This is a genomic window from Deltaproteobacteria bacterium (assembly GCA_016210005.1).
GTDB lineage: Bacteria > Desulfobacterota > Binatia > HRBIN30 > JACQVA1 > JACQVA1.
In genome coordinates this window covers 1-25,416 of record JACQVA010000189.1, presented here as the reverse complement: position 1 = coordinate 25,416, position 25,416 = coordinate 1, and the positions used below count along the sequence as shown (strand labels likewise).

Here is a 25,416-nt window from a genome sequence, read left to right as displayed (position 1 = left end):
TCTCACGTGCTCGGCGCGATCGCCTCGGCCGCGCGCAAGCCGCTGGTGAGCGCGGCTTCGGTGTACGGCCCGACCAGGTAGTCGCCGGCAAAGAACACCCGCTCACTGCGTTCTGGCCTAGCGTAGAAGCGGGCAAGCGCGCGGTGGTACCCGGGATAGAACTGCGGTACCAGCGCCGGCCAGCGGTGCACCGCGCACTGCTCGACGCGATCGAGTCCGCGCAGCGGCAGCTGGCGCAGCTCGCGCAGGGCGGCGGCGACAATGACGTCATCGGCCGCCGTCATCAACTGCGCCGCACGCTCTTCGCTGAGGGCGCAGTTGAACAGAGTCTTCCCCGGCGGCACCGCGCCGGCCTTTACGTTCTCGAATGCCAGACCGTACAGCTGCACACCTTCCGGGCGCGAAATGCCGACGCCGTATAACCCGGGGTCAGAGTCTGTCGTAGCCGTCATCACAAACACTATGATGCTGGCTGCATAACGCACGGCGGCGAAGAACGCCTCTTCCGGCGGTGTCAAGTCGCGGCACAGGCGCGCCACTGCGTTGCCGGGCACAGCCATAATTACCCGGTCGGCTTCGAGGCTGGCTTCGTGGCCGTCCTGCCGTAAGCGCAGCATCACCGAGTGTAGCCGCGGCTCGACGCGAGTGACCTCGGTGCCCAGACGCACCGGCAGCTGCTCAGCCAGCGTCCGCGTCAGCAGGCCGTTACCGCCGTGGAATGCCTGCAAGTGAAAGCCGCCCAGGAACAGCTTGAGCGCGGCCAGCAAGAAGGCCTTCGAGAGGTTTTCCGGCAACACCGTGAAGGTCGAAGCGAAGGCCGGCTCTATGAGATAGTCGAGCACCTCGTCGCCGAAGGCGCGCCGCACATAGGCGGCGGCGCTCTCACCGTCGAGGGCAGCGGCCTGCTCGAGGTGGTAGAAGTCGAGCAGCCCGCGGTGGCGGTAGATGTGGTAGAAGAACTTGGGCAGGCGCAGCTTGCTGGCGAGTGAAAGATCGCGCGAGCGCACGAAATCGCTCAGTCGTTCGTAGTCGGAGCCGACGATTCGGCCGTTCTTGAGCACGCCGTTGCGCGGCTGGTGCAGGGGCTCGATCCGGTTGTCGATGCCGAGCTCGCGCGCCAACGCGTGCATGTTGCCGTAGGTGTTGGCGATGAATTGCGCGCCGCGATCGACAATGCCGCCGGCGAGGTGCTCGCTGCGCATACGCCCGCCGGGCGCCGACTCGCGTTCGATGACCTCGACCGGCACGCCGCGCTTTTGCAGCGCGTGTGCCGCTGCTAGGCCGGCAATCCCGGCACCTATGACAACGACGGGGCGGGCCATCGTACGCCGGCAGAGCGCGATACCGGCGCTACTCTTTCGCCTGCGGCCAGCGGTAGTCCTTCATTTGCTCCCGCAGCTCGCGCTTGGCGAACTTTCCGACGCTGGTCTTCGGCAAGGTCTCGATGAAGACGATGTCCTCCGGCAGCCACCATTTGGCGAAGCGGTCACGCAGGTGAGCGTAGAGAGCCTCCTTGTTAATGGTCTGACCGGGCTTGGGCACCACGCACGCCAGCGGCCGCTCCTGCCACTGCGGGTGAGGCAAGCCGATGACCGCCGCCTCCAAGACCTGCGGGTGGCCCATCAGCGCGTTCTCCAGGTCGACGCTGGAAATCCACTCACCGCCGCTCTTGATCACATCCTTGGCGCGGTCGGTGATCTGAACGTAGCCGTCCTCGTCGATGGTCGCGACGTCGCCGGTCTTGAACCAGCCGTCGGCGAATGCCTGCTCGCTGCGCGGATCGTTGTAGTAGGAGCTGATGATCCAGGGGCCGCGCAGCTGCAATTCTCCCACGCTCTTGCCGTCCCACGCCAGCTCGCGGCCGGCGTCGTCCATGGCGCGAATTTCCAGTCCAGGCAGGATAGTTCCCTGTTTGGCTCGCACCGCTTGCTGCTGCGCCGCCGGCCACGCCAGCATATGTTGGCGCGGGCGCGACACCGTCACCAGTGGGGAGGACTCGGTCAGCCCCCAAGCCTGAGTGATGGTAACCCCGAGGCGGTCGTAGGCCTCGATCAGACTCGGCGGCACCGCCGAGCCGCCACACGGTACACAACGCAAGCTCGAAAGATCGTGCTCAGTTTGCTCCAGCACCCCTAGCACGCCGATCCAAACTGTCGGCACGCCGGCCGCCACGGTCACGCGCTCCTCCTGGATCAGCCGGGCAATGTCCTGCGGCTGCGGGTGCGCCCCCGGGTAGACCTGCGCCGCCCCGACCAACGTGGCGCTATAAGGTAAGTTCCAGGCGTTGGCATGGAACATCGGCACAGTCGCCAACAGCGTATCGCGCTCGCTGAGGGCGAAGCTGTCGGCCATCGTTTGCAGCAGTGATTGCAGGAACAGCGCGCGGTGACTGTAGAGCACTCCTTTCGGATTGCCGGTCGTGCCCGAGGTGTAGCACATGCCGGCGGCGGTGTTCTCGTCGAGGGCGGGAAAATCGAACTCCGCCGGCGCTGCGCGCAGCAACTCCTCGTAGCTGAGCAGCGGGTGCAGCGGACTCTTGGGCAACGCACCGTCACCCATGATCACGAAGGCGCGCACGCAACCGAGCTGATCGGCCAGCGGCTCGAGGGCAGACAGCAACGAGTCATCTACAAACAGCACCGCATCCTCGGCGTGGTTGATGATGTAAGCAATCTGTTCCGCGAACAAACGGATGTTAATCGTGTGCAGCACCGCACCGTAGCTGGGAACTCCCAGGTACAGTTCCAAGTGACGATGGGTATTCCAGGCAAACGAGCCCACGCGGTCGCCCGCCTGCACACCCAGTTGGCGCAAGACGTTCGCCAGCCGTCGCACCCGCCGCACCAGTTCGCCGTAGTTGTAGCGATGCATGCCGTCGGCCCCGCGGCTGGCAATCGGGACCCGAGCAAACAAACGCTCCGCGCGCATCACCATATGCGACAGCAGCAGCGGGTAATCCTGCATCAAGCCACGCATTGCCACCTCCGTTGCCAGGCTACACTGGCCAAAAACGGGCGCCGGATCAATGGGCGGACGCGGTCGCAGCCAGCCTCGCCTAAGCGCACGTGCTGTGCGCGCTGGTTGGTATGGGATCACCTCGCTGGTGGGCGCAACCCCGCGTCGAGTGCCGCAAAGCGCGCGCAGCGTCATGTGACCGACGGCCCGCCGCTTACCGCTCCCGGATAACACTACATGCCTACAGGCAATCACTGCGGCATGCCGGTTGCTGTGAATTGCCGCAGTGTCGAAGGGGGATATGGCGGAGCTCGCGAGACGATCGGTAACCATCATGCTGGCGGAGGATGACGACGGGCACGCCCGCCTGATGGAGCGCAACCTGCGCCGGGGCGGAATCATCAACGCCATCCAGCGCGCTCACGACGGCCTCGAGTTGCTCGAAGTGCTGCACGTCGGCAACGGCAAGACCCCCGACGTGATTTTTCTCGACATCAACATGCCTCGCCTCGATGGCTTCGAGGTGCTGGTGCAGCTCAAGGCCGACCCGCAGCTGCGCCGCATCCCGGTGATCATGGTGACCTCGACGGACAGCCAGCGCGAGATCAATCGCGCCTATGAGCTGGGCGCGAGCAGCTACGTGGTGAAGCCGGTGAGCGTCGATGCGTTCATTGACCGTGTCCGAAAGCTCGGCCTCTTTCTCGAGGTGGTGGAGCTGCCCGAGAAGCGGGTCAGTGTGCACTAGGGAGCAGTTGCAGAAGATGGCTGCCGCCGGCCAGTCGTCCTCGATCCGCGAGTCGCCGCGAGCAACCGACCTCGACGGCGCATCCAAGCCACCGGTCGCAGGGCCGCAGCGGCCGGCGATTCCTGCCGTCGTCCCAATTCTCTCGAAGGGCGCTTAGCGGCGGTTGCGCTTCGCATGACCGGCGAACGTGTCCTGTATTTCGGCCGCGATGAGGCGGAGGCGGCGCGCTGCGCGCGCGCACTGCGCCACGCCGGCTTCTTGCCGTTGCGGGCGCTGCATGTGGCCGAGGCGCTGACGGTGTGCCGGCTCGGCCAGGTTGCCGTGGCGGTGTATGACGTGGCCGGCGGTGAACGTGGCGTACTCGAGCGGGTCAAACAACTAAGCAGTTGCGGGGCGACCGTGGTGGTGGTGGCTGACGAGGGCCGCGGCCGCCGCGCCCGGCAGCTGGGCGCGTGGGGTTACGTGCTGCGACGCGATCGGCAGTACACGGTCGACCTGGTGGCGATGATCAGCCGTGCGTTGGAATTCCGTCGGCTGCAGGTCGAGTGCGATGCGGCGCGCCGGGCGGTGGCGACACTGGCGCAGCGCGGCGAGCCACCGGCGGATACCCTGCTGACGGACAAAGTTGTGGCGGCCATCGCTCACGAGATCAACAACCCGATCGCTGTGCTGTTGGGTTACAGCCAGATGTTGGGCGAACTTGATGCGCCTGATGCGCAAGTCGCGGAGATCGCCGCGCGCCTGGAGGCCAACGCGCGGGCGGTGCTCGATCTCACCGGCGACCTGCTCGATGCGTTGCGGGCACAAACCGGAAGCCTCGACCTACTGCGCAGTGCCGCCGACTTCAACCAGCTCGTCGAACAAGCCGCGCTCCAGGCCGGAACCGTAGCGCAGCGTCTCGGGCGGCAGGTCGTCTTCCAGCCGGCGGGCTTGCTGCCAACCATCACAGCCGACCAACACCGGCTCGGGCGTCTGCTCGACGGGCTGTTCGCGGTTGTGCTGGCGGCGACCCCGGCGGGAGGAGTGGTGCGGGCGAGCACCGCCGTCGATGGGGCGCGGGTGAGCTTGCGTTTGGGTGTGGCGGCAACGCCGGTCGCCGAAGTGTTTGCCGGCCGTGGCAAGCTCGAACTCGGTGCCACCGGTGTCGCCCGCTTGGCTCTGGCGCGGGCAGTTGTCGGTGGCCACGGGGGCGACCTGGTCGTGCATGATCCACCGGCGCTCGGGCTGACGGTCCGGCTGCCGGTAGTGGCCGGGCGCTTAGCGGCGGCGCAATAGGGAGATGGCCGCCTCGTTGGTCAGCGATTCGGCGACCTCGGCGCTGCTAGAGATTGCGCGCGAGATCAGCACCACCCTCGATCTGACCGAGTGCCTCAACCGTGTCTGCGCCATCACCGGCGCGGCCTTGGAGGCCGATCGCGCCAGCGTAATTCTGTGGAGCGAGCGCAAGCAAAGTATGGTGCCGGCCGCCGATATCGGCACGCCGCCGGTAGTCTACGAGCGCTTTCGCAGCGCACGCTTCACGCCGCGGACCATACCGGAGGTGGACGCCATCGGGGCCGGCCGCACGGTGGTGATAACGCGCCAATCACGCGATCCCAACGCGCAGCGCCTGCTCGACGCCCTGGGCATTGCGGTGCAGGTCATCGCCCCGCTGCCGGCGCACGGTTCCACCACGGGTGCGGTCACGGTCTCCTACGAGCGCGAGCGGCCGATGGCGGAATCAGCAGTTAGCTTGCTGGCCGGTATTGCTCAGCAAGCGGCGGTGGCGATCGAGAATGCACGGCTATTCACCAACGCGCAGAAGGCCGCCGAGTTCCGTGCTGCGCTCGGTGACCTGTCGCTGGCGCTCGCCCGCGAGGCTGAGCCCGAGCGGATTGTGGAGTTGGTGTGCGCCAAAGGGCGCGCCGCCTTCGACGCCGATGCTGCTGTCGTCCTGTTGCTCGACGGCGGTGTCCTGCGGGTCAGCGCACTTGCCGGCGAGTGCGGCGCGGTCAGTCGCGGCCTGGTGGTGTCGATCGATGCTCCCGGCAGTCTCCTCGCTGACGTCTTCGCCGGCCGTAGCGCCACGTTGGTCAACAACTTCCGCGACTCGGCCTACGGGTCCGGCCCGCTGTTACGCGGGCTGTCGGCGGAGGCCGTGTTGGCAGCGCCGTTGCTCAGTGAAGGGCGAGTGCTGGGAATCGTCTTGTTCGTTGACTCCAAGGAACCGGCTCGCTTCAGCCGCATCCACGTCGAAGAAGCCACCATTCTGGCCACCACCGTGGCGGTCGGCCTAGAGCACACGCGCTTGCTGCGGGCGTTACGGGAAGAGAGCCAAAAGCTCGCCGAGCACAGCTTGACCTTGGAGCGCTCGAATCGGGCTCTCGCCGATACCACCGCCGAGCTGCGCGCGCTCAATCGCGAAATGGAAGATCTCTTGTACATCGCCTCCCATGACCTGCGCGCTCCGTTGATCAATATCCAAGGCTTCACCCACGAAGCCCGCAGCCAGCTCCACGACCTCGCCGGCGCATTCGCTCCGGCCGTGCGCGAGACGTTGGCGGATATCGAGGAGTCGCTGCGCTTTGTGCACACCTCGTCGGCGAAGATGGACACGCTGATCAGTGCGCTGCTCGACGTCTCGCGCATCGCCTCGCGCGACCTGGTGCGCCAGCCGGTCGATGTCGAGGCCCTGGCGCGGCACGTGGCCGAGTCCTTCGAGTTCAGGCTCAAGGAGCGCGGTATCTCGCTGACGGTCGGCCCGCTACCGCGCGCGGTTGCCGATCCGGTGCGTCTGGAGCAAGTCTTCAGCAACTTGGTCGATAACGCCATCAAGTATCTCGGCGACGGCCAGAAGGAGATCGCGCTCGGGGCGGTCGACGGACCGGTGGTGCGCTACTTCGTGCGCGACACCGGCATTGGCATGACGGCAGCGGAGCTAAACAAGGTGTTTCGTCTGTTTCGCCGCGGCCGTGCCACGCACATTCCGGGCGAAGGTATCGGCCTGACGCTGGTGCGCAAGATCATCGAGCGGCACGGCGGCCGCATCTGGGTAGAATCGGCCGAAGGCAAGGGCACCACCGTGTGGTTCACGCTGGCGCCCGTGGCCGTGCCTGTGGACTAGATCCCACTTATTGTTACGCGCTGCCGTTGCCGCAGGCATGTTGCGGTCTGCCGCGGCCGTGCGCTATCGTCGCGGGCCGCGTAGGCAGAGTCGATGGGCGTTGCAGACTTGGCTGGAGTGGTTGCGGGAGACGGGCAACCGGTTCGAATCATCGGCGTCATCAATGTGAGCCCGGAATCGTTCTACGCAGCCTCGGTGGCCAGCTTCCCCGATGCGCTCAGCACGCGGGCGCGGCAGATGGTCGAGGAAGGCGCGGAGATTCTCGATATCGGCGCGATGTCGACCGCGCCCTATCGGCAAACGGCGATCAGCGAGGAAGAAGAAATTAGGCGCATGACGGCCGCGATCACCACCTTGCGTGCGGCGGTGGCGGTGCCGCTGTCTGCCGATACCCAGCGGGCCACGGTCGCCGCGGCCGCCTTGGCCGCCGGCGCCAGCATCATCAACGACGTAAGCGGGTTGCGCCACGACCCGCGCATGGCGGCGGTGGCCGCACAAGCGCAAGGCGTAATCCTAATGGCCTTGGGCGAGACCGCGGCAGAGCCCGAGCCGGTGCAAATGATCCTCCGGTTGTTGCGCGAGAGCCTGACACGCGCCCGTCAGGCTGGCATCGCCGATCGCGCCATCGTGCTCGATCCCGGCATCGGCTTTCACCGCCGCGCGGCCCTAGCGTGGGACGAGATCGATGCCCTACTTATCCGCGAACTGCCCCAGCTGGCAGCCTTTGACCGGCCACTGCTGGTCGGTATCTCACGCAAGTCCTTTGTCGGAAAATGGACCGGCCGGCAGGACCCGGGCGAGCGACTCTTCGGCTCCCTGGGTGCGACCGCCGTCGCCGTCTACAACGGCGCGGCCTTGGTGCGCACCCACGACGTGGCTGCGACCTGCGCGGCGGTAAGGGTGGCGGAGCGGCTGCGGGGGTGAGCTTGCTCTTGCTGGTTCGGCACCGAGGGTTGCCGATATCCTCACAATCCCGGTCCAGAGCAGCGGTGGAACGGCGCAGCAATGGCTGCGCGCAACGGCACTTGAACTAAATGGGCTAGTCGACCAACGTCCAGAAGAACCACAATGCCCACATCGCCGCGCCCGTCAGCATGAGCTTGGCAGCGATGTCGCGGTCGGTACGCCAGCGAACGGTCGCGCCTTGCCGCCGTGCACCCTTTTCCGGCGCAACATCGACCACCCGCCACTTGCCGGCACCCGACTGCTGCAGCCGATCCTCCAGCGCCTTGCGCACGGCCAGCACGTCGGGTCCAACCAAGTCGAGGAATCGCACCGTAGCTCTGAAATTTGGCATCTGTTCCACCCTCCTACACTATCCTCATCCTCACCCCGGCACGTCTTCTCGCTCTCCCTTCGACCAGGCGACACATGTTATTGCGGGCATCACTCAAACGGTTACCCACTACCATGGTGTATACCGCATTTCGCGGCACCTGCCTACCTAGGAATTTCCCTTAGTGTTTCTCAGTGACCAGTGTGAGTGTCCCAGCTGTCCAATCGGGTAGCTCATCGGTCGTCCGGCGCCAGCCGCTATGCTATCGGGCAGCACCGCGACACGGGGCTTGCCGGCCCCTTGAGCTTGCGCCGATCATCTGCAATACGGAGCGCCACGGTTGGCCATGCCTTCACTTCGTTTGCCGCCATGGATTTTCCCGCCCGTACGGTTGCTGGTGACGGTCGCGTGGCTCGTGGGAGTGCTCGCCTGCCCCCTATCTCGACCGGCTGCGGCTCGGCCAGACAGTGGGCAACGGGCCTACCAGCGCTACTGCGCGGTTTGCCACGGCGAAGACGGCACGGGCAGCGGGCCGATGCGGCCGGCCTTCCGCGTACCGCCGAGCGATCTGACCGCGCTGGGGCGTAGGCCGGGAGGCTTCCCGCGCGCCGACCTGCTCAAGATCATAGATCAGACCAAACCGGTGGATGCCCACGGCTCCCGCGACCTACCGATCTGGGGTGAAACCTTCTGGCGGGCTGTCGGTGAAGACGAGCTGGACCGTTCGCCGCAGTCGAAGACGATCGAGGACATCGTCAACTTCTTGGAGAGCTTGCAAGCCCCGCGGCCGCCAGTGCCCTGACCGTAGCGCGCGCTGCCGTTTTTGGCGTTCGACACCGCTCTGGGTCACCGGCCCGCTGAGGGTGGGTAGTGGGTAGTCGTAATGAAGACCTTGCGCGCCATTGTTGCCGGTACCGACTTCTCACCGGTCGCTGAGACGGCGCTGCGTTCGGCCGCCCACCTGGCGCGCCGCTATAATGCCGCGCTCCATCTGCTGGCGGTGGTGGTGCCGCCCGCGGTCTATCGTCGTGCTCTGGCGGCCGTGGTGCCGGCACCGGCGACAGCGCAGCTCGTTGCAGCCGCCACGGAGCGGTTGCAGCAGCTGTGCGGCGCCCCTTTCCTGGCTGGCTGCAAGGTTGTCGCCAACGTTCGTGTCGGTGTCCCGTTCGCCGAGCTGATTGCAGCCGGCCGGGAGTACGAGGCGTCGCTAATTGTAGTCGGCGCCCGGCCGCATCGCGGGGTCGAGCATCTGATGCTCGGCCACACCACTGAGCGCGTGATGCGCAAGGCCCCCGTGCCGGTGCTGATCGCACGCTCCGAATTGAACCCTGAGCCGACTTGCGTGCTCGCCCCGATAGACTTCTCCGATGCCGCCCGCTGCGCCGCAGAGGAAGCGATTGCGCTGGCGCGCCGATGGATCGCCAAACTGATCTTCCTGCACGTCATTGAGCCGATCGTGCAGACGTATCTGTGGCCGTTGGATTCCGGTGCGGTGGAGATATTTCCGGCCGAACCGGCGGACTTGAAAGGTGAGTGGGAGGATTTCCTAGGGGATCTGGATCTTCACGATCTCAGATGGGAGCGGCGCACGCTTAAAGGCGATGCCGCAGCGTTGATCGAGCAAACGGCAAGGGAGGAAGCGGCAGACCTGATCGTGCTCGGGACACACGGCAACACGGGCTTGGCCCACGCGCTGCTCGGCAGCCTGGTCGAGCGCGTTGTCCGCACAACGGCTAGGCCGGTACTGACCATTCGTCCCGAAGCTTTCCAGTTCACTTTGCCCTGATCCACAACTTACCAGCTCGTGCCGGCAGGTGGCTCTAGGCGTGGCCTTCGGGGCTGAGGTTGAGATTCACCAGCGCGAAGAACAGCTCGTCAAGAGAACCGTAGCGGTAGGCCAGCGGGTGCCCGGGGACGAGATCCACCGGGTCCACGCTCCATCCCGAGGCTTCGTCGCCGTAGACCGGGAAGACCTCCAGCCCTATCTTCATCAGTTGGGCGTTAACCGGCGCGGGGGCGTGTCCGTGAGTCATTGGGCTCCTCCTTGGGCGATCTCGGTAGCGTCTGCTAGGCAATTGTCTGAGCAGAATGCATGCCACAATTTCCCTAAGAAGGGGCAACGACCAGGCAGAAGGCTGGTCGATAGCCGGGTGTTACGAATCTGCTCATATGGGCGGAACGGTCGAGCAAATGACATGGTTGCCTCTTGCATGCTGTTGCCGATGGGCTAGTGCAGGATCTCGCCGAGGCCCTGGCGTTCGCAGATCACGCGCATTTGGCGCAGTGCGCGGGCCTCTAGTTGGCGGATGCGCTCGCGGCTGACCCCAAAGCGGTTGCCGATCTCGTCAAGGGTTTCGCAGGGATCGCCGTTAACGCCGAAGCGAAGCCGCAGGATGGCGGCTTCTCGCTCCGGTAGTTGCTCGAGTGCCGCTTCCATCTGAGTGCCCAGCTCGCGGCCGAGCGTCTGATATTCCGGCTGCCACTCGACTGCTGCCGGCAACGTGGTTTCGAGCGTACGCTCGTCGTCACTGCCAATCGGTGTCGCCAGCGATACGCACTGCAGGCCCTGCGCCATGGCCGCCACTCGATCGGGGCTAAGGTTGGCTTCCTCCGCCACCCGTTCGCGTTCGTCGTCCAAGTCTTCGACCGGCAGACGGCCCATCTTACGGCGCAGCTGGTTCCAGTGGACAGGCGTCCGAATCGTCGCACCCTGACTGTCGCCGGCGCGAGCAATCTGCTGCCAAATCCACCACACCGCGTAGGTGCTGAACTTGATGCCGCGGCTGGGCTCGAATTTCTCGACCGCACGCACCAGCCCGATGGTACCCTCTTGGATCAGATCGAGCAGCGACAGGGTGGGATGGCGGTAGCGCCGCGCTATCACCGCCACCAAGCGGATATTCGCGGTGACCATCTGGTCGCGCACCACGCGATAGGCGACCAACGCATCTTCGAGCTTGCGTGCGAATTCACCCACGCGATGCCGCTCCGTGGCGGTGTCGGCGCCGCTAGCGTAGCGGCGCGCCTCGCGCAGTATCAGCAGCGTCTCGCGCTCGCGGAAGTCCTCGTCCGGATGAACCAAACTTCTGCCGACGTCGCTCAATGCGGCGCGAACCAGTCGGCGTTGCCCACGCAGCAGCCGCACGATCACTTTGCGCCGCGTGACTATCTCATGAGCCAGACGGGTTTCTTGCTCACGGTCTAGCCGGGCAGTTTCGGCGACGTCGGCGAAGAACGCGCTGGTGACATCCAGTTCGGGCGCGCTCGCTTCGTCTTGCTCGTCGTCATCGGGCGCCACCACGGCGGTCCGGTGCGGCGCATCAGCCACCGCCAGTTCCGTTTGCAGCGACGAACATTCCTTGGAGAAGTCTGTCAGCATTTTCACAGCCTTCGACGGCCTATCAGCCTAAAAAATTCAGAGCACTAGCCGTGCCAAACGCCAGGCCAAGGCTTTACGAGACCGGCTGCCACGGGTAAGGTCGAACAATGTCTCAGCAGAGCGAGTTTGAGACAACCCTGCGACGAAGTACCCCATTGCGCCCCGGGAAGCTACCCGCCCGGCTGCTGCGGCAGCTAATTCGGTGTACCGGCGCACCGGATCCGGCAGTCTTGATCGGCCCACGTTTCGGCGAGGACGCCGCGGTCATCGACCTAGGTCACCAATGCCTGGTGCTGAAAAGCGACCCGGTTACCTTCACCGCGCAGGAAATCGGTTGGTATGCGGTGCACGTTAACGCCAACGATATCGCTGTGATGGGGGCGCAACCGCGCTGGTTCCAAACCACCTTGATCGTGCCGCCTGCTACCACCGTGGCAACCGTGCGCGGCATCGTTCGTGACATCGACCGGGCGGCGCGGGCGCTGGGCATCGCCGTCACCGGTGGCCACAGCGAGGTCTCGCCCAGCGTCACGCAACCCGTCATCGCAGGTGATATGCAGGGTGTGGTCTCGCGCCGCCAACTGGTGACCTCAGCTGGTGCGCGGCCGGGTGACGTGCTGGTGTTCACCAAGACGGCGGGCATCGAAGGCACATCCATCCTGGCGCGCGAGCGCCCGGCGCAAGCTGTGCGCTTGCTCGGCGAGCGGGCTCAGCGTGTGGCGGCGTATTTCCACCACCGCCCGGGCATCTCAGTAGTTGCCGAGGCGTTGCTGGCGGCGCGCACCGGGGCAAAAGCGATGCACGATCCGACCGAGGGCGGCGTCGCCGCCGGCCTGTTTGAACTCGCTAGCGCCTCGGCCTGCCGGCTCGATGTGGATCTCGATCGTATCCCGGTTCATCCGTTGACGGCCAAACTCTGCGAGCACTTCGCGATCAACCCGCATGGGCTGATCGGCTCGGGCAGCCTGCTGGCGACCGTGCCGCCGCAACGGGTAACGCGGCTGCTCGGCCGATTGGCGGCGGCGCGAATCCCGGCAGTGGTCATCGGCCGCGTCGAGAGAGGCAGAGGCGTACGCGCCCGCTGGAGCGGCAAGCGGGTGCGCTTCCACTGGTCCGAACGCGACGAGTTGACGCGGGTGCTGTAGGTAGCCGTGGCGCGGGTTTTCCCGAGCACCGCGAAGTGCTATCGCTTTGGCGAAACAAACTCTCTTATTTGGAACGAGCAATGGGACGTATCTTCGAAACCCGCAAACACACGATGTTCGCCCGCTGGGACCGGATGGCGAAGCAGTTCACCCGCATCGGCAAAGAGATTGTCATCGCGGTGAAGGCCGGCGGTCCCGACCCGCAGTCCAATCCGCAGCTGCGCCGCGTTATCCAGAACGCGCGCGTGGTCAACATGCCGAAAGACAAAGTCGAGGCGGCGATCAAGCGCGCTGCCGGCAAGGATACTGCGGGGTACGAGGAAATCCTCTACGAAGGCTACGCCGCGCACGGCGTCGCGGTCATCGTCGAGGCCGCCACCGATAACCCCACCCGCACCGTCGCCAACGTGCGCAACCTCTTCAACAAAGGCGGCGGTAACCTTGGCGCCAGCGGCAGCGTCGGCTTCCTGTTCAAACGCATGGGGGTGTTCCGTCTCGATCCCGCCGGCATCAGCCAGGACGAACTCGAGCTCGACCTGATCGACCACGGCCTCGAAGAAATGGGCGAGAGCACGGGCGAGAAAGGGGAGCCGCAGCTCGTCATCCGCTGCTTGTTCGCCGATTTCGGGCGCCTGCAAAAGGCGCTCGAAGATCGCGGCCTCAAGCCGCTCTCGGCTGAATCGGAATACCTGCCGTTGACTCCGGTCGAGCTGCCCGAGGACCATGCCAAAGACGCGCTCAAGCTCGTCGACACGCTCGAACAAGACGACGACGTCCAGAAGGTCTTCCACAACATCGGCTGAGGCCCGGGCACCTCGCCTCAATCATTCACTACCGCCGCTCAGGAAATTGAGGAGTAGCTGCGCCACGGCGTCGGGTTGCTCTTCGTGCACGAAAAGCTTCCCCTTGGGAATCGACCAAAAGCCGGCGACGTTGGGAAATTGCGCCGCCATGGCCCGAGCGGTCGCTTCGGGAAAGGTCGGATCGGCCGCGCCCCAGACGAACGCCACCGCCATGGTCAACTGGCGGTGAAGCTCGCTGAAACGATCGAGCCGCGCGAACTTCATGCCGGCGAGGAATCGCACCAGCGCAGCGAGACGAGCGCTGGATGACAGCAGCGGATCGAGGAATAACTCGGTGAACTCGCCGTCGATCAGATCGCGATCCTCGAAGCAGCCCCCGAACCCCAAGGGCGAACGCCGAAAGCGGCGCGAACTCAGCATCAGCCGCAAGAACAGAGCGCTGCCCGGCAACTGCACCATGCGCTGGTAGAGCGGAATCCACGGCGGCCGATGACCGGGAATCTCGGTGTTCATCAGTACCAGATGCGTGACCCGCGCGGGTTCGAGCAGCGCCAGCTCGCGGGCAATCCAGCCGCCGGTATCATTGCCCACCAACGCGTAGGGCGCGGCCCCGAGCGCTGACAGCGCTCGCTGGAACACCTTGGCCTGGCCCTGAGAAGAGAAGTCCGCCGCGTCGCGCGCGTCCGACTCGCCAAGCCCTACTAAGTCGAACGCATAGCAGGTGAAGCGCTGCGAGAGTGCCGGCACCACTTTTCGCCAAGTGAGGCCGCTCAGAGGAAATCCGTGCAAGAGCACAACCGCCGGACCCGTGCCGGCCCTGCTGTAACAGATGCGGGCGCTGCCGACCTCGACGAAATGCCGGCGCCGGAATTCTTCCACGACTTCGGATGGCTTCATCATACACCTGCAACGCCAGAGCGGGTGCCGTTCACCGCGTCCGCGCTGGGGCTCTTGTTACCACAGCTCATTGATTGCCGCACCCCGCCAGGGCGTCGTTGACCGCTCGCACCAACTCGTCCACGGTCACCTGCCCATCGTTGCTCACATCGAACGACGGGCAGGTGTCGAGGTTGAGTGTACCGAGGGCGATGTTCACGCCGCGGACCAGTTCATCGACCGTAACGTTACCGTCCTCGCTGCAATCGCCCACGCACAGCACCGGCGCCGCCACCGTGAGCTGCACGCCGGCAGCGGACTCCTGGCCGTCGCTGTCGCTCGCCGTCAAGGTGATCTCGTGCGCGCCGGGCGCCAGGGTCAGACCCGGCAGCATCAGTCTCGCGCCGGTACCGAGTACCACCCCGGCGTCGAGCGTCCACGTCATGCTTGACCCGCTCAGCTCGCCGTCTTCGAGATCGCTGGCGTGGCCGTCGAGCACGAGGGCATCGAGCGGCTGCACGACGGCGTTGTTCTGCGGCTGCGTGATCCACACCTGCGGCGACTTGCGCGCCACCGCGAACGGGCTGGAGTCGCCGCTGCTGGTGAGGAACCCGTCGCTGACCAGCACCCGGATCTGCGCTTGATCACCGCCGGGCCACGAGGTGGTGTCGAGCTCGAGGCCGGTGGTTTCAATATCGATCGCCACCGGGGTCCAGGAAGTGCCGGCGTCGGGGCTGTACAGCACGGTGTAACTGAGCGGATCGGTGTCCTCGTCGCCGCCGGTGGCCGCCCATCTGAGGCTGAGCGAGTCGGCGCCAGGCGGCGCTGCGCTGACGGAGAGTACGTGCAGCTCCGGCGGGCGAATGCTACGCCCGCGCGCGGCGAGAACGGTCGGCCCCTGACTCAGCACCAGCCAGGCGGATTCATCACTGAACGGCAGGGCCCAGGCGAAGCTCGCCGTTTCTGTTGGTGCGTCCGTCTCCATGTCGACGAATCGCAGGTCGAAGCAGTGACCGGCCAACACCGTGCCGTCGCCGGCCTCGAGCGTGAGGCAATATGTCTCCTCGCCGGGGAGTTCGGGCGTGGCCGCGCCGGCGACGATGAACGGCGCGGCGATGGTCGCGGCCCCGTCACGCCGCACGGTGCCGCGCACAAGCATCACCGCCTGCGTCATGCCGTCTGGCCCCGGCGCCGCGCCTGCCGCGCTCGCGGCGCAGCCGGGCGCCACCTTCGCCCAGGCCTTGGCGTAGGCCGCGCCCGACAACCTCATCCACGTGTACGGCGCCAGCCAATCAAGGTCGTGGGAGTTCATCAGATCCAATTTGTTATATCCCTGGACCGATAGTGAGTTGAGGGCGAAGCCGGCTTCGCGGATTTGTCCCTGCGTGCCGTATGGCCAACACGGCTCCTGGCCGGTGTTGGGATGGCGCAAGCCCCGATTATGCCCGATCTCGTGAGCCAAGGCCTGAGCCATCTTGACCGGCAGCCCGGCGTCGTTGCGGTGGTCCACTCCATAACCCGTAGCCCCGCCGATCTGCGCCTGCCCGAGGCGTACCGGCTTGCCCGCCGCGTCGTCGAGTGCGCCCAGCGGCAGCCAACCGAACAGCGAATCGGGCTGGGGCGACATGAACATGTGCATGAAGGCAAGGACGCCATCGCGCAGATACAACGGGTCGTCGCGCGTGTCGGGGCCGACCAGCGGGATGGTGGCGCTCTGGGTGTACTGCACCGGCATCGGGTACATCTGCTTCATCAGGCCCGCCACCCCGCCGGCAATCTGGGCATCGGCAAGTCGCGCGCCACGGTACTGCGGATAGTAGGCCGACTTCCATGGCTGGTAATCAATCAGAGCCCACTTCACCAGCAGCGGCGAGCGCGAGGCGAGCGCCGCGGTCACCAGGTCGCTCTGGTTGTTGGAGTAATTCGACTCCTCGTACTTCGGTGGGTCATCGTTGACGCTGGCACGCAGCACCAGCGTATCCCCGCCGGGGTTGGGGATGATGAACGTCGCCGCGCCCCACGAGTTCTCGCGCAAGCCCGTGCTGCTGCCGTCGGCCAGCGTGGTCGCACAGGGCACGTCGAAGTACTGCACCGCCGATGGCCCGCTCCACATCGTCAGGCCCGGAACCGCGCCGGCGAAGGTGGGGGTCAGCCAGGTTAGCGCGACGCGAACTTGCTTGAGGAACGGCTGCCCCGGCGCGCTGCACGTGGTGATCGGGCCGCCGCTGTGGCCGATGTAGACCCGCACCGCCGTCGATTTGCCGGCCGATAGCGGCAGGCTGTTGTCCGCGCACGCCGTGTAACCGGCGCTCTGATCGAAGCACTGCGTCGCTTGGGTGCCCTCGATGCCGAGGATCCACACGTCGAGCGGTGGACCGGTGTCGATGGGGGCATCGGGAGGGATGTAGAGCAGCGGCCCGTTCCACACCGGAATTACTTCCGGAATCACCACCTGTGGCGGCAAGCCCGCTGGCCGCACCTCGAGGCGGTTACCGCTGTGAACGGCGGCGGCACTGGTGTAGCGGATCCAGCGCCCGTCGATCACCTCACCGCCGGGGCCGGGCAGCAATGCCGCCACGGTGTAGTTCGGGTCGTCGAGAGTTAGGAAGTAATACGGCAGCTCTTCGCCGGGTTCGGTGAAGAGGGACAAAGCGAAGCTGCCATCCGCGGCCGAATGTGCCCGCGCCAGCATCTCGCCGCCGCCGGTGGGCTCGACGGAGCCGTACAAAGCGATGCGCACGCCGCGGTGCGGGCGGCTGGTGGCGGCCGCCGCCTGTGTGCCTAGCGGCGTCGGCTCGATCAGGAAGATCGCACCACCGAAGCCGCGTCGCAGCGGCGGTAGCACGCTCGTAGCTGCCGGTGTGGGCGTTGGCGTGGGTGTGGCACTTGGCAGTGAGGGCGAAACCGTGAGCGTGCCGGTGGGTGTCGGGCTCGGGGTGAAGGTGGGTAAACCGGGTGTGACGGCAGTGAGCGTGGGTGAAGGGGGACTGGTGGGGGTCGGGGTTCGGGTTCGGGTTCGGGTGATCGTGGGCGTAGCCGTAACGCTTGCGCTGGGTGTGGGTGTCGGGAGCGGGGACGGCGGTGTCACCGGAATGGGGTGGCAGCGCATGATGCCGCGGCCATCGAGCGCGATGTAAAGGCTGTGAAAGCCCGGGCTGGTGAGGCGATCGAACCAGAGCGCGCGCGGGCGGCTGGGCAGGGCGCGGGTGTCGAGCAGGCGGAACCAGTTGGTGCCGTCGCCGGAGTAGAACACGCCCGCCAAGCCGGCCGCAAAACGGATGCGGGGCTCCTGGCGATCGAAGATGACATCGTTGAGTACGCAGCGCGTGGGCAGATTGATGTCACCGGTAGTTTGCACGCAGGTGTAACTGAACTCGCCGCCGGGGTTGAGCGCGGCGTCCAGCAAGGTGTCGATGGCCCACGTCGGGGCCGCGGCGCGCGCGTTGTTTGAGCGCCGAATTGCGCCGGTATCGACGATGTAAACCTCGTCAGGGTCGTACGGGTTGACGAAGAAGCGCTGAGCGACGGTGGCACCGCCGCCGGGAACGATGGCATCCCAGCCGGCGAGCACCCCGCCGGCATCACGCCGGCTGCGCCACAAACCGGAGCCGTTGCCGGCGTAATAGGTCGGCGAGGCGTGGCCGCCGGCGGCTTGCACTACGTTGACGTTCGCCGTTGCCGGCAGCGCGGCCGGCTCCTCGGACCATGGTGTGGCAGTGTTGAAACTATCGCGGGCGCGCAACACCACCCGCCGCGCCGGCGTGGGCGCCGGTTGGGCGATCTGCCGGATGGTGATGTAGTCGCCGTTTTCCAGCGGCGACTCGCTCGACAAAGTCTGAATAATCGGCCGGTAACCCGCCGCCACCAGCCAGCTCACGGCGAAGGGAGCGATGCCCTCGTCATAGAACAACCGGATTGTGGCCTGGGTGCCGGCGTCGGGATGTCCGTTCGGGTTGCTGAACACGTCGAATGCTCCGACCACCTGATTGCCCTTGGCGGCGCGCGGGCTGAGGCGCAGCACGCGCCCGACCTGTCCGGGGTCGGAGAACCAGGCGTCGCAGTCGCCGCACTGGCCCCAAGCGTCGCGCCAGGAGGTGCCGCCGTTGAGGCTGTAGAAGTCGTCGTTGTCGCCGGTGCCGAAGTACAGCGCCGGCGCCAGATTGATGTGGCCCGGCTGCCCGGGCAGCGCATTGACCGCCACATTGATCGGCGCCAGCGTGCTCAGGCCGGCGTAGGTCTTGATCCAGGTCTCGCCGCAATCATCGGTGCGATAGACGCCACCGTCGTTGGCGTACCACAGCCTGCCGCCCAGGCAGCTCTCCAGCTCCCGGTTCTCGTTGTAGGGCGCTGTCGGGTTGGGTGGAGCCTTCAGCGTGAGATTGAAATCGCGTGACACGTACAAGCCGTGGGGATCCACGTGCACGTGCGCAACGTTGTAGAGCTGGTTCTCGCGGTGGTTGCGGGAAGCGTCCCAGCCTTCGAGGCGGTGCCAGCTGCCGGCCGCGGGCTTGCCGGCACTCACGTGCAGCGTGGCTTTGTCGGCGAAGAAGAGCAGGTAGCCGTTGGCGGTCGCGTGGGTGAAGACGAAGGCGGTGCCGCTGTCGCCGGCATTCCAGTAGACCGGTGGGCCGGGAAGTTGCGACCAGGTGCCGTTGAGCTGGTCGGGCTTCGCCGGATCGAAAGAGGTCAGGTCGCCGTACCACAACGAGCCTTCGCCGCAGCCGCGGAACGGGTTGGCGGCGGTATCGTTGCAGTGCGTGCCATCGACCGGGTCCGGCGGGTTGTCCGTGTGCACGAAGTAACTCGGGCCATTGGCGCGGTTGGGGTGGGCCAGGTACAGCCGTTGGGGGTTGGTCGGATCAATAGCCAAGGCCAGCGCCCCGGGAATGTGACCGCGGATTCCAGTGGCGCCGCAGAAGCCCCCCGGCAAGGCCGCTGGCGCAGCGAGGTCGCGATGCCAGTGCTGGCCGCCGTCGTGCGAGTACCAGAGCGTGCCGTCGCCGCAGGCGAAAGCGCGTCGTGTCCCGTCGGGCAGCGCCGCGCTGACGGCCACGTGCCAGACCCGCCGCCCGGAGGTTATGCTGGCGGGCTCGATGTCAGTCCACGAGCCGGGCGCGCCGTTGTTCGTGCTGATCGCGATCGCGCAGCCGCCGACAGCGTACACCGTGGCCGGCTGGCCGGGCGCAAGCAACACCTGAGTCACCGGCTGCACCTGGTTGCCGCAGCGGAACTGATGCACGAGATTCCAGGTGGCGCCACCGTCGGTCGAGCGGTAGAGCCCGCTGCGCGACGGATTGCGGTGATCTTCGCCCGTGGCCGCAAACACCATCTGCGGGTCAGCGGGCGACACCGCTACGTCCAGAACTATGGGCACATCCAGTGTGCCGCTCGCCTGCCCAGCCGGCGGCGGCTGCGGTCGCGTCAGCTGAGACCAGGTGATGCCGTAGTCCTGAGAGCGCCAGACCCCCGCTTGCGGTGCGGCGGCGTATACCGTGCGTCCGCCCGCCTTCAGCGAGGCATCGACGACATTCCAGCCGTAACCGGGAGTGAAATAGAACACCTGGAGTTGCCCGTTAGCGGCCGGCGCGGCCAAGTGCTCGATGGTGAGCTGGCCCTCGGGCGCCGTCCATGCTGTCGGCGGCTGCGTGACAGTGCGGCCGGTGAGATCGCTAACATCCACCGCTTGCCAGCTGCTACCAATCGCGCGGTGAAACGCGAACAGATGCTCGCCGGCACCGGTAGCTGCCAGGTGCTCGTACCACGTCGCCCCGTCTGTGGTCTGCCAGTTCACCAGCGGCCCGGCGCGTAGGCCGGCTTGGGCGGAGACGTTGACTACCGCCCAGCCACCGTCGATGGCATCGCGAGAGAAGATGACGATGTCGCCGTTGACCGCCTGCACGGCGAACTTCTCGTAATGCGCCACCGGGTCAAACCACATGCTGGCCGGGCCCGACACGTACTGGTGGGTGGCGGCGCTGAGGTCCTGCGCCACCCAGTCCGTGCTCGGGCGATAGGTGAAGAGAAGCATCTCACCGCCGGGTCCGGCGGCCGCGACCTTTTCCTCGATTTCGACGCCATTGAATACCGCCCACCCCTCCGGCTCGCCCGCGATCTTTCTTCCGGAGATGGCCGTGACACTCCTGACCTGCCACGGATCGCCCTCTTGCCGGTAGAAGACCAGCAGGTCGTCGTTTGCCGCACGGGCGGCGAGATGCTCGACGAACACGCCGCCGGCTAGGGGTACGCTCCAGGCCGTCACCGGGCCCTTGATGGTGCGGCCCGTGAGCGCGGACAGATTTGTCGCTTCCCAATCACCACCCGGCCGCCAGGTGAACACGAGCAGCTCGCCGTCGGGCGAAGGCAGCGCGAGGTTTTCGAGAAAACCAGCTGTGCTGCCGACCGACAACCAGCTCTCCGGTCGTTCGATCGCCACCTGCGCACCGGTCTTCTCGAACAGGTCGACGGCCTTCCAATCGCTACCGGCATACCAGTAGAAGACCAGCAAGTGACCGTTCTCATCGGCGGCGGCGAGGTGTTCGACCAGCACGTCGCCGTTGAGACTGTTCCAACTTGTCGCCGGTCCGGCCACGCCGGGGATTCCGCTCGCCGACAGCGACAGCATCTTGCCCCATAGCGATGCGCCCGGTCCGGGGGTGCTGCCGGCGCTGGGGCTGAGATCTTCGAGCGTGCATAGCCCGGCCGACGACACTGGTGTCGGCGAATGAGTCACTGTGGGCGTGGCAGTCGGTGTGCCGGAGAAGACGACGGTCGAAGTAGTGGTGAAAGTTGCCGTCGGAGTTGCAGTGTTGCCGGCGGTGACAGTCGCGGTGGCGGTAAACAAAGTCGTCGGTGTTGCCGACGGTGACGGGGGCAGAGTGATGCCGGGGCTGGCGGTGGCAGTGGCGGTCGGCGTCGTCGTCGCGGTGTAACTTGGCGTGGAGCTGGGGCTGTGGCTGGCAGTGACGCTGGAGGTTGTCGTTGGGGTCCAAGTTGTGCTGGGCGTAGATGTGGCGCTGGCGGTTGCCGTAAGCGTAGCGGACGCCGTGAGCGTCGGGGTGAGCGGCGGTGTCTCGGTCGCGCTTGCCGTGGCGGTCGCCGAGGGCGCCGGTGTTGCCGTGAACGTCGCGGTTGCGGTGGCGGTGTGGCTCGGTGTCGGCGCTGTGGTTGGTGTTCGGGTGAGCGTGTGAGTGGCGGTGGCAGTACGGGTTTGAGTGGGCGTGCGGGTCGGGGTCGCGGTGCGGGTGGCGCTCGGGGTTACGCTGGGGGTGCGGGTGGCAGTCGCGGTGCGGGTGGTAGTGGGCGTGCGCGTCAACGTCGGCGTGCGGGTGTAGGTCGAGCTGGCGGTGAAGCTGGCGGTCGCAGTTGCAGTCACCGTTGCGGTTGGGGTTGGCAGGGGGGCGGTGAAGAAGTCGGCGTAGACATCGAGGCCTTGGGTCCCGCTGTTGCGGCCGTCCTCCCAGGCGATCACGTAGGCCGCGCCGGCCGCCACCGCCGGCTGGCTTTCTTGCGTGCCGAGTTCCGACACTTTGATCGCCTCTTCGAGCAACGTTCCGTCAGTACCCACTCGGCGCCGGGCCACATCATGATCCGCGGCGGAGAACTCCTGCTCCCAGACGACCACGTATTCGTTGGCGGCGAGGTTGTAGGCCACGTCCGGGTTCACCCGCGCATTTATCGTCTCCCAGGAGATGGCGAAGTTGCCGCCGGCGGGCGTACCGTCCGCGTTCAGCCGCTGGCCGTAGATGTCCCAGTCGGCCCCAAACCCCCAGTGATGATCCTCCCAGACCACCAGGAATTCGTTGGCGGTGTTGGCGAAGGCTACGCGGGGCTTGAGCTGATCGTACTCCCACGTCGAGATGGCGACCTTCGATCCCACCAGCGAGCCGTCGCCAGCGACGCGCCGGCCGGCGATGTCGAACTCACCACTGGTAGGGTTCTTGTCCTGCCAGACCACCAGATACTCGCCGCTGTAACGATTGTAGGCGACCGCCGGTGCGAGCTGATCGGTGGTGCCGGTTTCAACGGGGATGGCGGCGCCTTGCACGGTGCCGGCGTTGTTCACTCGTTGCGCATAGATGTCATGGTGGCTGAATTCATCGCTACCGGCGCGGCGCTCCCAGACCACGAGGTACTCCTCCAGCGCCGGGTTGAACGCCGCCGCCGGGTTGCTGTCGAAAGCGGTCGGGGTGGCGACGGCAATCTCGCCGCCGCTCAGCGCGCCGTCGGTGGCGACGCGGCGGGCGTAGATGTCGCGATCATCGGCCGAATACTCATACTCCCAGACGATCAGGAACTGCGCCTGAGCGCTGTTGTAGACCACGGCCGGGTCGAGCCGGTGCTTGTCGCCTTCGAAAGCAACCGCGAAGGCGCTGCCGAGCGGCGCGCCGTCGGCGCCGGCACGCCGGGCGTAAATGTCCCAGTCGGTGCCGAACCCCCAGTGATGATCTTCCCAGACGACCAGGTACTCGTTGGCGGCGCCGCCGAAGGCGATGGCGGGCCGGACCTGATCGTATTCCCATGTGATGACCGGTGCTGGCGCAGCTCCGGCCCGCTGCGGGCTAAGCTCCAGCAACACCGCTCCGGCAAGGACAATCCACAACAGATGAGACCGCGCGCGTCGATCCATCGTGTCTCCTCCGCGCATCCGCCACCGGACGCCGGGCCAGCCCCTGCCAAGCTGACCTCAATCTCCCTGCGGCGGAGCGGACTTTGGAACTCCTGCCAGCTCTTGCCCACGCCCGTATGTACGAGCGCAGCTATCCTACCCCTAACCCTTACCACTGTCCTGGCTGCGAGCATGACTTTGATCACCTGCGTACATGAACGTTGCCGTCACCGCCGCTCGGCACGCGCGAAGACTTTCGGGGATAGTATTTTCAGAAGCGTGAGCCGGGCTCCAACACGCCTGTCCGGATAGAGAGCCGGCAGGGCAGCACCCGGCGAGGCCCTGGCGATCAGCCGGGTTTGCGCGCCAGGATGCCGAACACCCGGTGGGCAACGGCCAGCGGCTCGGGGTAATCGCGGGCCAAGAGCGCGGCCAAGTCGGCATCGAAGGCGGCGATCTGAGCGGGCGGCAGGGTGAGCACGCCGTTGCAGGCGCGGATGCGGCCGCGCCACGCTTCGTGAGTCATGCAAACATCGAGGTCGAACCAGAAGATGTCTTGATGAATCAACCCGGCGGCGCTGAGGTCGGCGGCGAAGATGGGGTGGCGGCCGCTACTGCCGGCCGCCGGCCAGCCGGGGTTGTCGCGCAAGATCAGTGCCTCGGTCGTATGACCGACCGTACCGGGGTCGCTGAGATAGGTGAAGTACGCGAGCAGGGCGAAGCCACCGGTTTGCAGCAAGCGCACCAGCTCCGCCGCCGCCCGCTCGCGGTCGAACCAGTGCCAGCACTGGCCGGCGCAAATGACCTCGAATGCCGCCGCGCGCAGCCCGGTGGCCTCCGCCCAGGCGCGCACCCAGCCGACGGCCACCTGCTCCTCCCGCGCCAGCGCCGCGGCCGCTTGCAGCATCTCCGGCGAGGGATCGAGGCCCACGGCGCGGCAGCCGCGCCGGGCAAAGCCCCGTGCCAACGTTCCGGTGCCGGTGCCGAGATCAAGTACGCGCTGGCCCTCGACGCCGACGCCATAACGCCCCACGTAATCGAAGAACTCCTCGGGAAACCCGGGCCGGTGGCGACTGTAGTCGGCCGCCGCCGCTCCGAAATCAATCGCCGGTCGGCTCATGGCTATCGGAACAGCACCTTGGCGAGCGCGGACCGCGAGCGGGCTACGATCTCACTGTCGGCGCCGAGTAACTCGTAGATATCCAACATGGCCTTGCGGGCGGCGTCGTCGCGGAATGAGCGATCGCGGCTGACGATATCGAGATACTCCGCCAGCGCTTCCTCGTAGCGCGAGCCGGCGGCGAGCACCTGCGCCAGCGTGAAGCGGGCTTGAAGATCGCCGGGGGCGGCGGCGAGTCTGCCCCGCAGCGCCGCCTCATCACCGCCGCCGGCCTGGGTGATGCGGATGGCGGCAGCGATGCGGTCAGCTTCTTGCCGCCAGCGGGTGCCGGGCGGAACGCGCTCGAGCAGTTCGAGCGCGCGCTCGAACTGCCGGCGGTCGGCCAGCACGGTCGCCATGCCGGTTAGCGCGGGCTCGCACTCAGGGTCGGCTTCGAGGGCGCGCTGCAGGATGGCTTCGGCGTCGTCGAGCCGGCCGGCGGCGTACTGTGCCGTCGCCTCCTGGGCGAGTTGCTCGGCTGGGCTCGGCAGCAGGCGGGCGATGAACGCGCGCACCTCTGCTTCCGGCTGCGCGCCGACGAACTCACCCACCACCTCGCCCCCGCGCAACCCCAACACCATCGGAATGCTGCTGACAGCGAAGGCCTGCGCCAGTCCCGGATTCTCGTCGACGTTGACCTTCGCGACCACGAACCCACCACCGTATTCCTGCGCCAGCCGTTCGAGCAGCGGGCCGAGCGTCCGGCATGGCGCACACCAGGGCGCCCAGAAATCGACGACTACCGGAACCGTCCGTGAGCGCTCCAGTACATCGGTCTCGAACTGGCGATCGTTGGTATCGATTAGCCACTCGCTCACGGCCCGTTCACCTCGAGGCTGACCTTATCCTAGCACTTGCAGGTTGAGAAGCCGGAAGCAGTACCCCTAATCCGGCGCTGGATGGTCATGCCCAGCGTAACCCTGAAGGCCCAGTATGGCGGGGAGCGGACCCAGCTCGACGAGCCGTTCGATCTGGCGCGCGATGCCCTCCTCTTGGTGACGGTTTTGCCGCCGGAGGAGAACCGGGATCCCCAAGGCCGTGGTGGTGCTAAAGGGCGGCGCCGAGCTGACGGCGGATGAAGTGCAAGCCTTCTGCTGCGAGCGGCTGGTGTCTTTCAAGGTTCCAAAGCTCGTCGAGTTCCGCGCCTGGCTGCCGAAAAACGCGTCGTTCAAGGTGCTGAAGCGGGAGTTGAAAGAGCCGCTGAACAGTTCTGCTCCCTCTCCCCCTGGGAGCTGATCCTGCCCGAGAAGTGTTCGCTGGACACGGTGACGTGAGATGTTAGGGTCCTTCAGCAAGCTTGGCAAAGACTTTGAAGAACTCGGCGATGTCGTCCATGCGTGGCAGCCCGATCCAGAGAGCCTTGGTGCCTG

The 25,416-nt window shown here is 66.3% G+C and carries 18 protein-coding genes; 9 read left to right on the top strand and 9 right to left on the bottom strand.

What is annotated here, in order from left to right:
* Positions 1 to 2: 2 nt before the first annotated feature.
* Both HY699_18370 and HY699_18365 read right to left on the bottom strand, forming a co-directional pair.
* The gene (locus HY699_18370; protein MBI4517775.1) at positions 3 to 1,322 is read right to left on the bottom strand and encodes an FAD-dependent oxidoreductase; all 1,320 of its coding nucleotides are present in this window, start codon (positions 1,320 to 1,322) and stop codon (positions 3 to 5) included.
* Between the two features lie 28 nt (positions 1,323 to 1,350).
* Positions 1,351 to 2,964, bottom strand: coding sequence for a long-chain fatty acid--CoA ligase (locus HY699_18365; protein MBI4517774.1), 1,614 nt, complete (start codon positions 2,962 to 2,964; stop codon positions 1,351 to 1,353).
* A gap of 292 nt (positions 2,965 to 3,256) precedes the next feature.
* Between HY699_18365 and HY699_18360 the strand changes: the two genes are divergently transcribed.
* From HY699_18360 to folP, 4 genes are all read left to right on the top strand, one after another.
* The gene (locus HY699_18360; GenBank protein ID MBI4517773.1) at positions 3,257 to 3,700 is read left to right on the top strand and encodes a response regulator; all 444 of its coding nucleotides are present in this window, start codon (positions 3,257 to 3,259) and stop codon (positions 3,698 to 3,700) included.
* A gap of 174 nt (positions 3,701 to 3,874) precedes the next feature.
* On the top strand, positions 3,875 to 4,975 hold the full coding sequence (locus HY699_18355; protein MBI4517772.1) for a HAMP domain-containing histidine kinase: 1,101 nt from the start codon (positions 3,875 to 3,877) through the stop codon (positions 4,973 to 4,975).
* A gap of 4 nt (positions 4,976 to 4,979) precedes the next feature.
* Positions 4,980 to 6,803 (top strand): GAF domain-containing protein, encoded by a 1,824-nt coding sequence (locus HY699_18350; protein ID MBI4517771.1) that lies wholly within the window; start codon positions 4,980 to 4,982, stop codon positions 6,801 to 6,803.
* A 93-nt stretch (positions 6,804 to 6,896) separates the two neighbouring features.
* Positions 6,897 to 7,727: a dihydropteroate synthase gene (gene folP / locus HY699_18345; GenBank protein ID MBI4517770.1), complete on the top strand. Its 831-nt coding sequence runs from the start codon at positions 6,897 to 6,899 to the stop codon at positions 7,725 to 7,727.
* 115 nt (positions 7,728 to 7,842) lie between these two features.
* On the opposite strand, the gene HY699_18340 is transcribed toward folP, so the two are convergent.
* The gene (locus HY699_18340; protein MBI4517769.1) at positions 7,843 to 8,100 is read right to left on the bottom strand and encodes a hypothetical protein; all 258 of its coding nucleotides are present in this window, start codon (positions 8,098 to 8,100) and stop codon (positions 7,843 to 7,845) included.
* A gap of 325 nt (positions 8,101 to 8,425) precedes the next feature.
* Between HY699_18340 and HY699_18335 the strand changes: the two genes are divergently transcribed.
* Positions 8,426 to 8,881 (top strand): c-type cytochrome, encoded by a 456-nt coding sequence (locus tag HY699_18335; GenBank protein MBI4517768.1) that lies wholly within the window; start codon positions 8,426 to 8,428, stop codon positions 8,879 to 8,881.
* Between the two features lie 81 nt (positions 8,882 to 8,962).
* Positions 8,963 to 9,865, top strand: coding sequence for a universal stress protein (locus HY699_18330; protein MBI4517767.1), 903 nt, complete (start codon positions 8,963 to 8,965; stop codon positions 9,863 to 9,865).
* Positions 9,866 to 9,899: 34 nt separating this feature from the next.
* On the opposite strand, the gene HY699_18325 is transcribed toward HY699_18330, so the two are convergent.
* Together HY699_18325 and HY699_18320 are read right to left on the bottom strand one after the other, a co-directional pair.
* Positions 9,900 to 10,112: a hypothetical protein gene (locus HY699_18325; protein ID MBI4517766.1), complete on the bottom strand. Its 213-nt coding sequence runs from the start codon at positions 10,110 to 10,112 to the stop codon at positions 9,900 to 9,902.
* A 194-nt stretch (positions 10,113 to 10,306) separates the two neighbouring features.
* A complete protein-coding gene (locus HY699_18320; protein MBI4517765.1) occupies positions 10,307 to 11,458 on the bottom strand; it encodes a sigma-70 family RNA polymerase sigma factor in 1,152 nt (383 codons plus the stop codon).
* A 230-nt stretch (positions 11,459 to 11,688) separates the two neighbouring features.
* Here HY699_18320 and HY699_18315 point away from each other — a divergent pair, with 230 nt between their 5' ends.
* Both HY699_18315 and HY699_18310 read left to right on the top strand, forming a co-directional pair.
* Positions 11,689 to 12,603, top strand: coding sequence for a hypothetical protein (locus tag HY699_18315; GenBank protein ID MBI4517764.1), 915 nt, complete (start codon positions 11,689 to 11,691; stop codon positions 12,601 to 12,603).
* Between the two features lie 80 nt (positions 12,604 to 12,683).
* Positions 12,684 to 13,406, top strand: coding sequence for a YebC/PmpR family DNA-binding transcriptional regulator (locus HY699_18310; protein MBI4517763.1), 723 nt, complete (start codon positions 12,684 to 12,686; stop codon positions 13,404 to 13,406).
* Between the two features lie 21 nt (positions 13,407 to 13,427).
* On the opposite strand, the gene HY699_18305 is transcribed toward HY699_18310, so the two are convergent.
* The 4 genes from HY699_18305 to HY699_18290 all read right to left on the bottom strand — a co-directional run bounded on the left by HY699_18305 (position 13,428) and on the right by HY699_18290 (position 24,864).
* Positions 13,428 to 14,306 carry an alpha/beta hydrolase gene (locus HY699_18305; protein MBI4517762.1) on the bottom strand — a complete coding sequence of 293 codons (879 nt, stop codon included), beginning with the start codon at positions 14,304 to 14,306 and terminating at the stop codon, positions 13,428 to 13,430.
* A gap of 64 nt (positions 14,307 to 14,370) precedes the next feature.
* Positions 14,371 to 22,908, bottom strand: coding sequence for a hypothetical protein (locus HY699_18300; protein MBI4517761.1), 8,538 nt, complete (start codon positions 22,906 to 22,908; stop codon positions 14,371 to 14,373).
* 328 nt (positions 22,909 to 23,236) lie between these two features.
* Positions 23,237 to 24,007, bottom strand: coding sequence for a class I SAM-dependent methyltransferase (locus HY699_18295; GenBank protein ID MBI4517760.1), 771 nt, complete (start codon positions 24,005 to 24,007; stop codon positions 23,237 to 23,239).
* Positions 24,008 to 24,009: 2 nt separating this feature from the next.
* Positions 24,010 to 24,864: a tetratricopeptide repeat protein gene (locus HY699_18290; protein ID MBI4517759.1), complete on the bottom strand. Its 855-nt coding sequence runs from the start codon at positions 24,862 to 24,864 to the stop codon at positions 24,010 to 24,012.
* Between the two features lie 208 nt (positions 24,865 to 25,072).
* Here HY699_18290 and HY699_18285 point away from each other — a divergent pair, with 208 nt between their 5' ends.
* Positions 25,073 to 25,282: a hypothetical protein gene (locus HY699_18285; GenBank protein ID MBI4517758.1), complete on the top strand. Its 210-nt coding sequence runs from the start codon at positions 25,073 to 25,075 to the stop codon at positions 25,280 to 25,282.
* Positions 25,283 to 25,416: the final 134 nt, after the last annotated feature.

Coding starts and splice junctions, on each gene's coding strand:
- HY699_18370 (MBI4517775.1), bottom strand. CDS start 1,322: ATGGCCCGCCCCGTCGTTGTCATAGGTGCCGGGATTGCCGGCCTAGCA.
- HY699_18365 (MBI4517774.1), bottom strand. CDS start 2,964: ATGCAGGATTACCCGCTGCTGCTGTCGCATATGGTGATGCGCGCGGAG.
- HY699_18360 (MBI4517773.1), top strand. CDS start 3,257: ATGGCGGAGCTCGCGAGACGATCGGTAACCATCATGCTGGCGGAGGAT.
- HY699_18355 (MBI4517772.1), top strand. CDS start 3,875: ATGACCGGCGAACGTGTCCTGTATTTCGGCCGCGATGAGGCGGAGGCG.
- HY699_18350 (MBI4517771.1), top strand. CDS start 4,980: ATGGCCGCCTCGTTGGTCAGCGATTCGGCGACCTCGGCGCTGCTAGAG.
- folP (MBI4517770.1), top strand. CDS start 6,897: ATGGGCGTTGCAGACTTGGCTGGAGTGGTTGCGGGAGACGGGCAACCG.
- HY699_18340 (MBI4517769.1), bottom strand. CDS start 8,100: ATGCCAAATTTCAGAGCTACGGTGCGATTCCTCGACTTGGTTGGACCC.
- HY699_18335 (MBI4517768.1), top strand. CDS start 8,426: ATGCCTTCACTTCGTTTGCCGCCATGGATTTTCCCGCCCGTACGGTTG.
- HY699_18330 (MBI4517767.1), top strand. CDS start 8,963: ATGAAGACCTTGCGCGCCATTGTTGCCGGTACCGACTTCTCACCGGTC.
- HY699_18325 (MBI4517766.1), bottom strand. CDS start 10,112: ATGACTCACGGACACGCCCCCGCGCCGGTTAACGCCCAACTGATGAAG.
- HY699_18320 (MBI4517765.1), bottom strand. CDS start 11,458: ATGCTGACAGACTTCTCCAAGGAATGTTCGTCGCTGCAAACGGAACTG.
- HY699_18310 (MBI4517763.1), top strand. CDS start 12,684: ATGGGACGTATCTTCGAAACCCGCAAACACACGATGTTCGCCCGCTGG.
- HY699_18305 (MBI4517762.1), bottom strand. CDS start 14,306: ATGATGAAGCCATCCGAAGTCGTGGAAGAATTCCGGCGCCGGCATTTC.
- HY699_18300 (MBI4517761.1), bottom strand. CDS start 22,908: ATGGATCGACGCGCGCGGTCTCATCTGTTGTGGATTGTCCTTGCCGGA.
- HY699_18295 (MBI4517760.1), bottom strand. CDS start 24,007: ATGAGCCGACCGGCGATTGATTTCGGAGCGGCGGCGGCCGACTACAGT.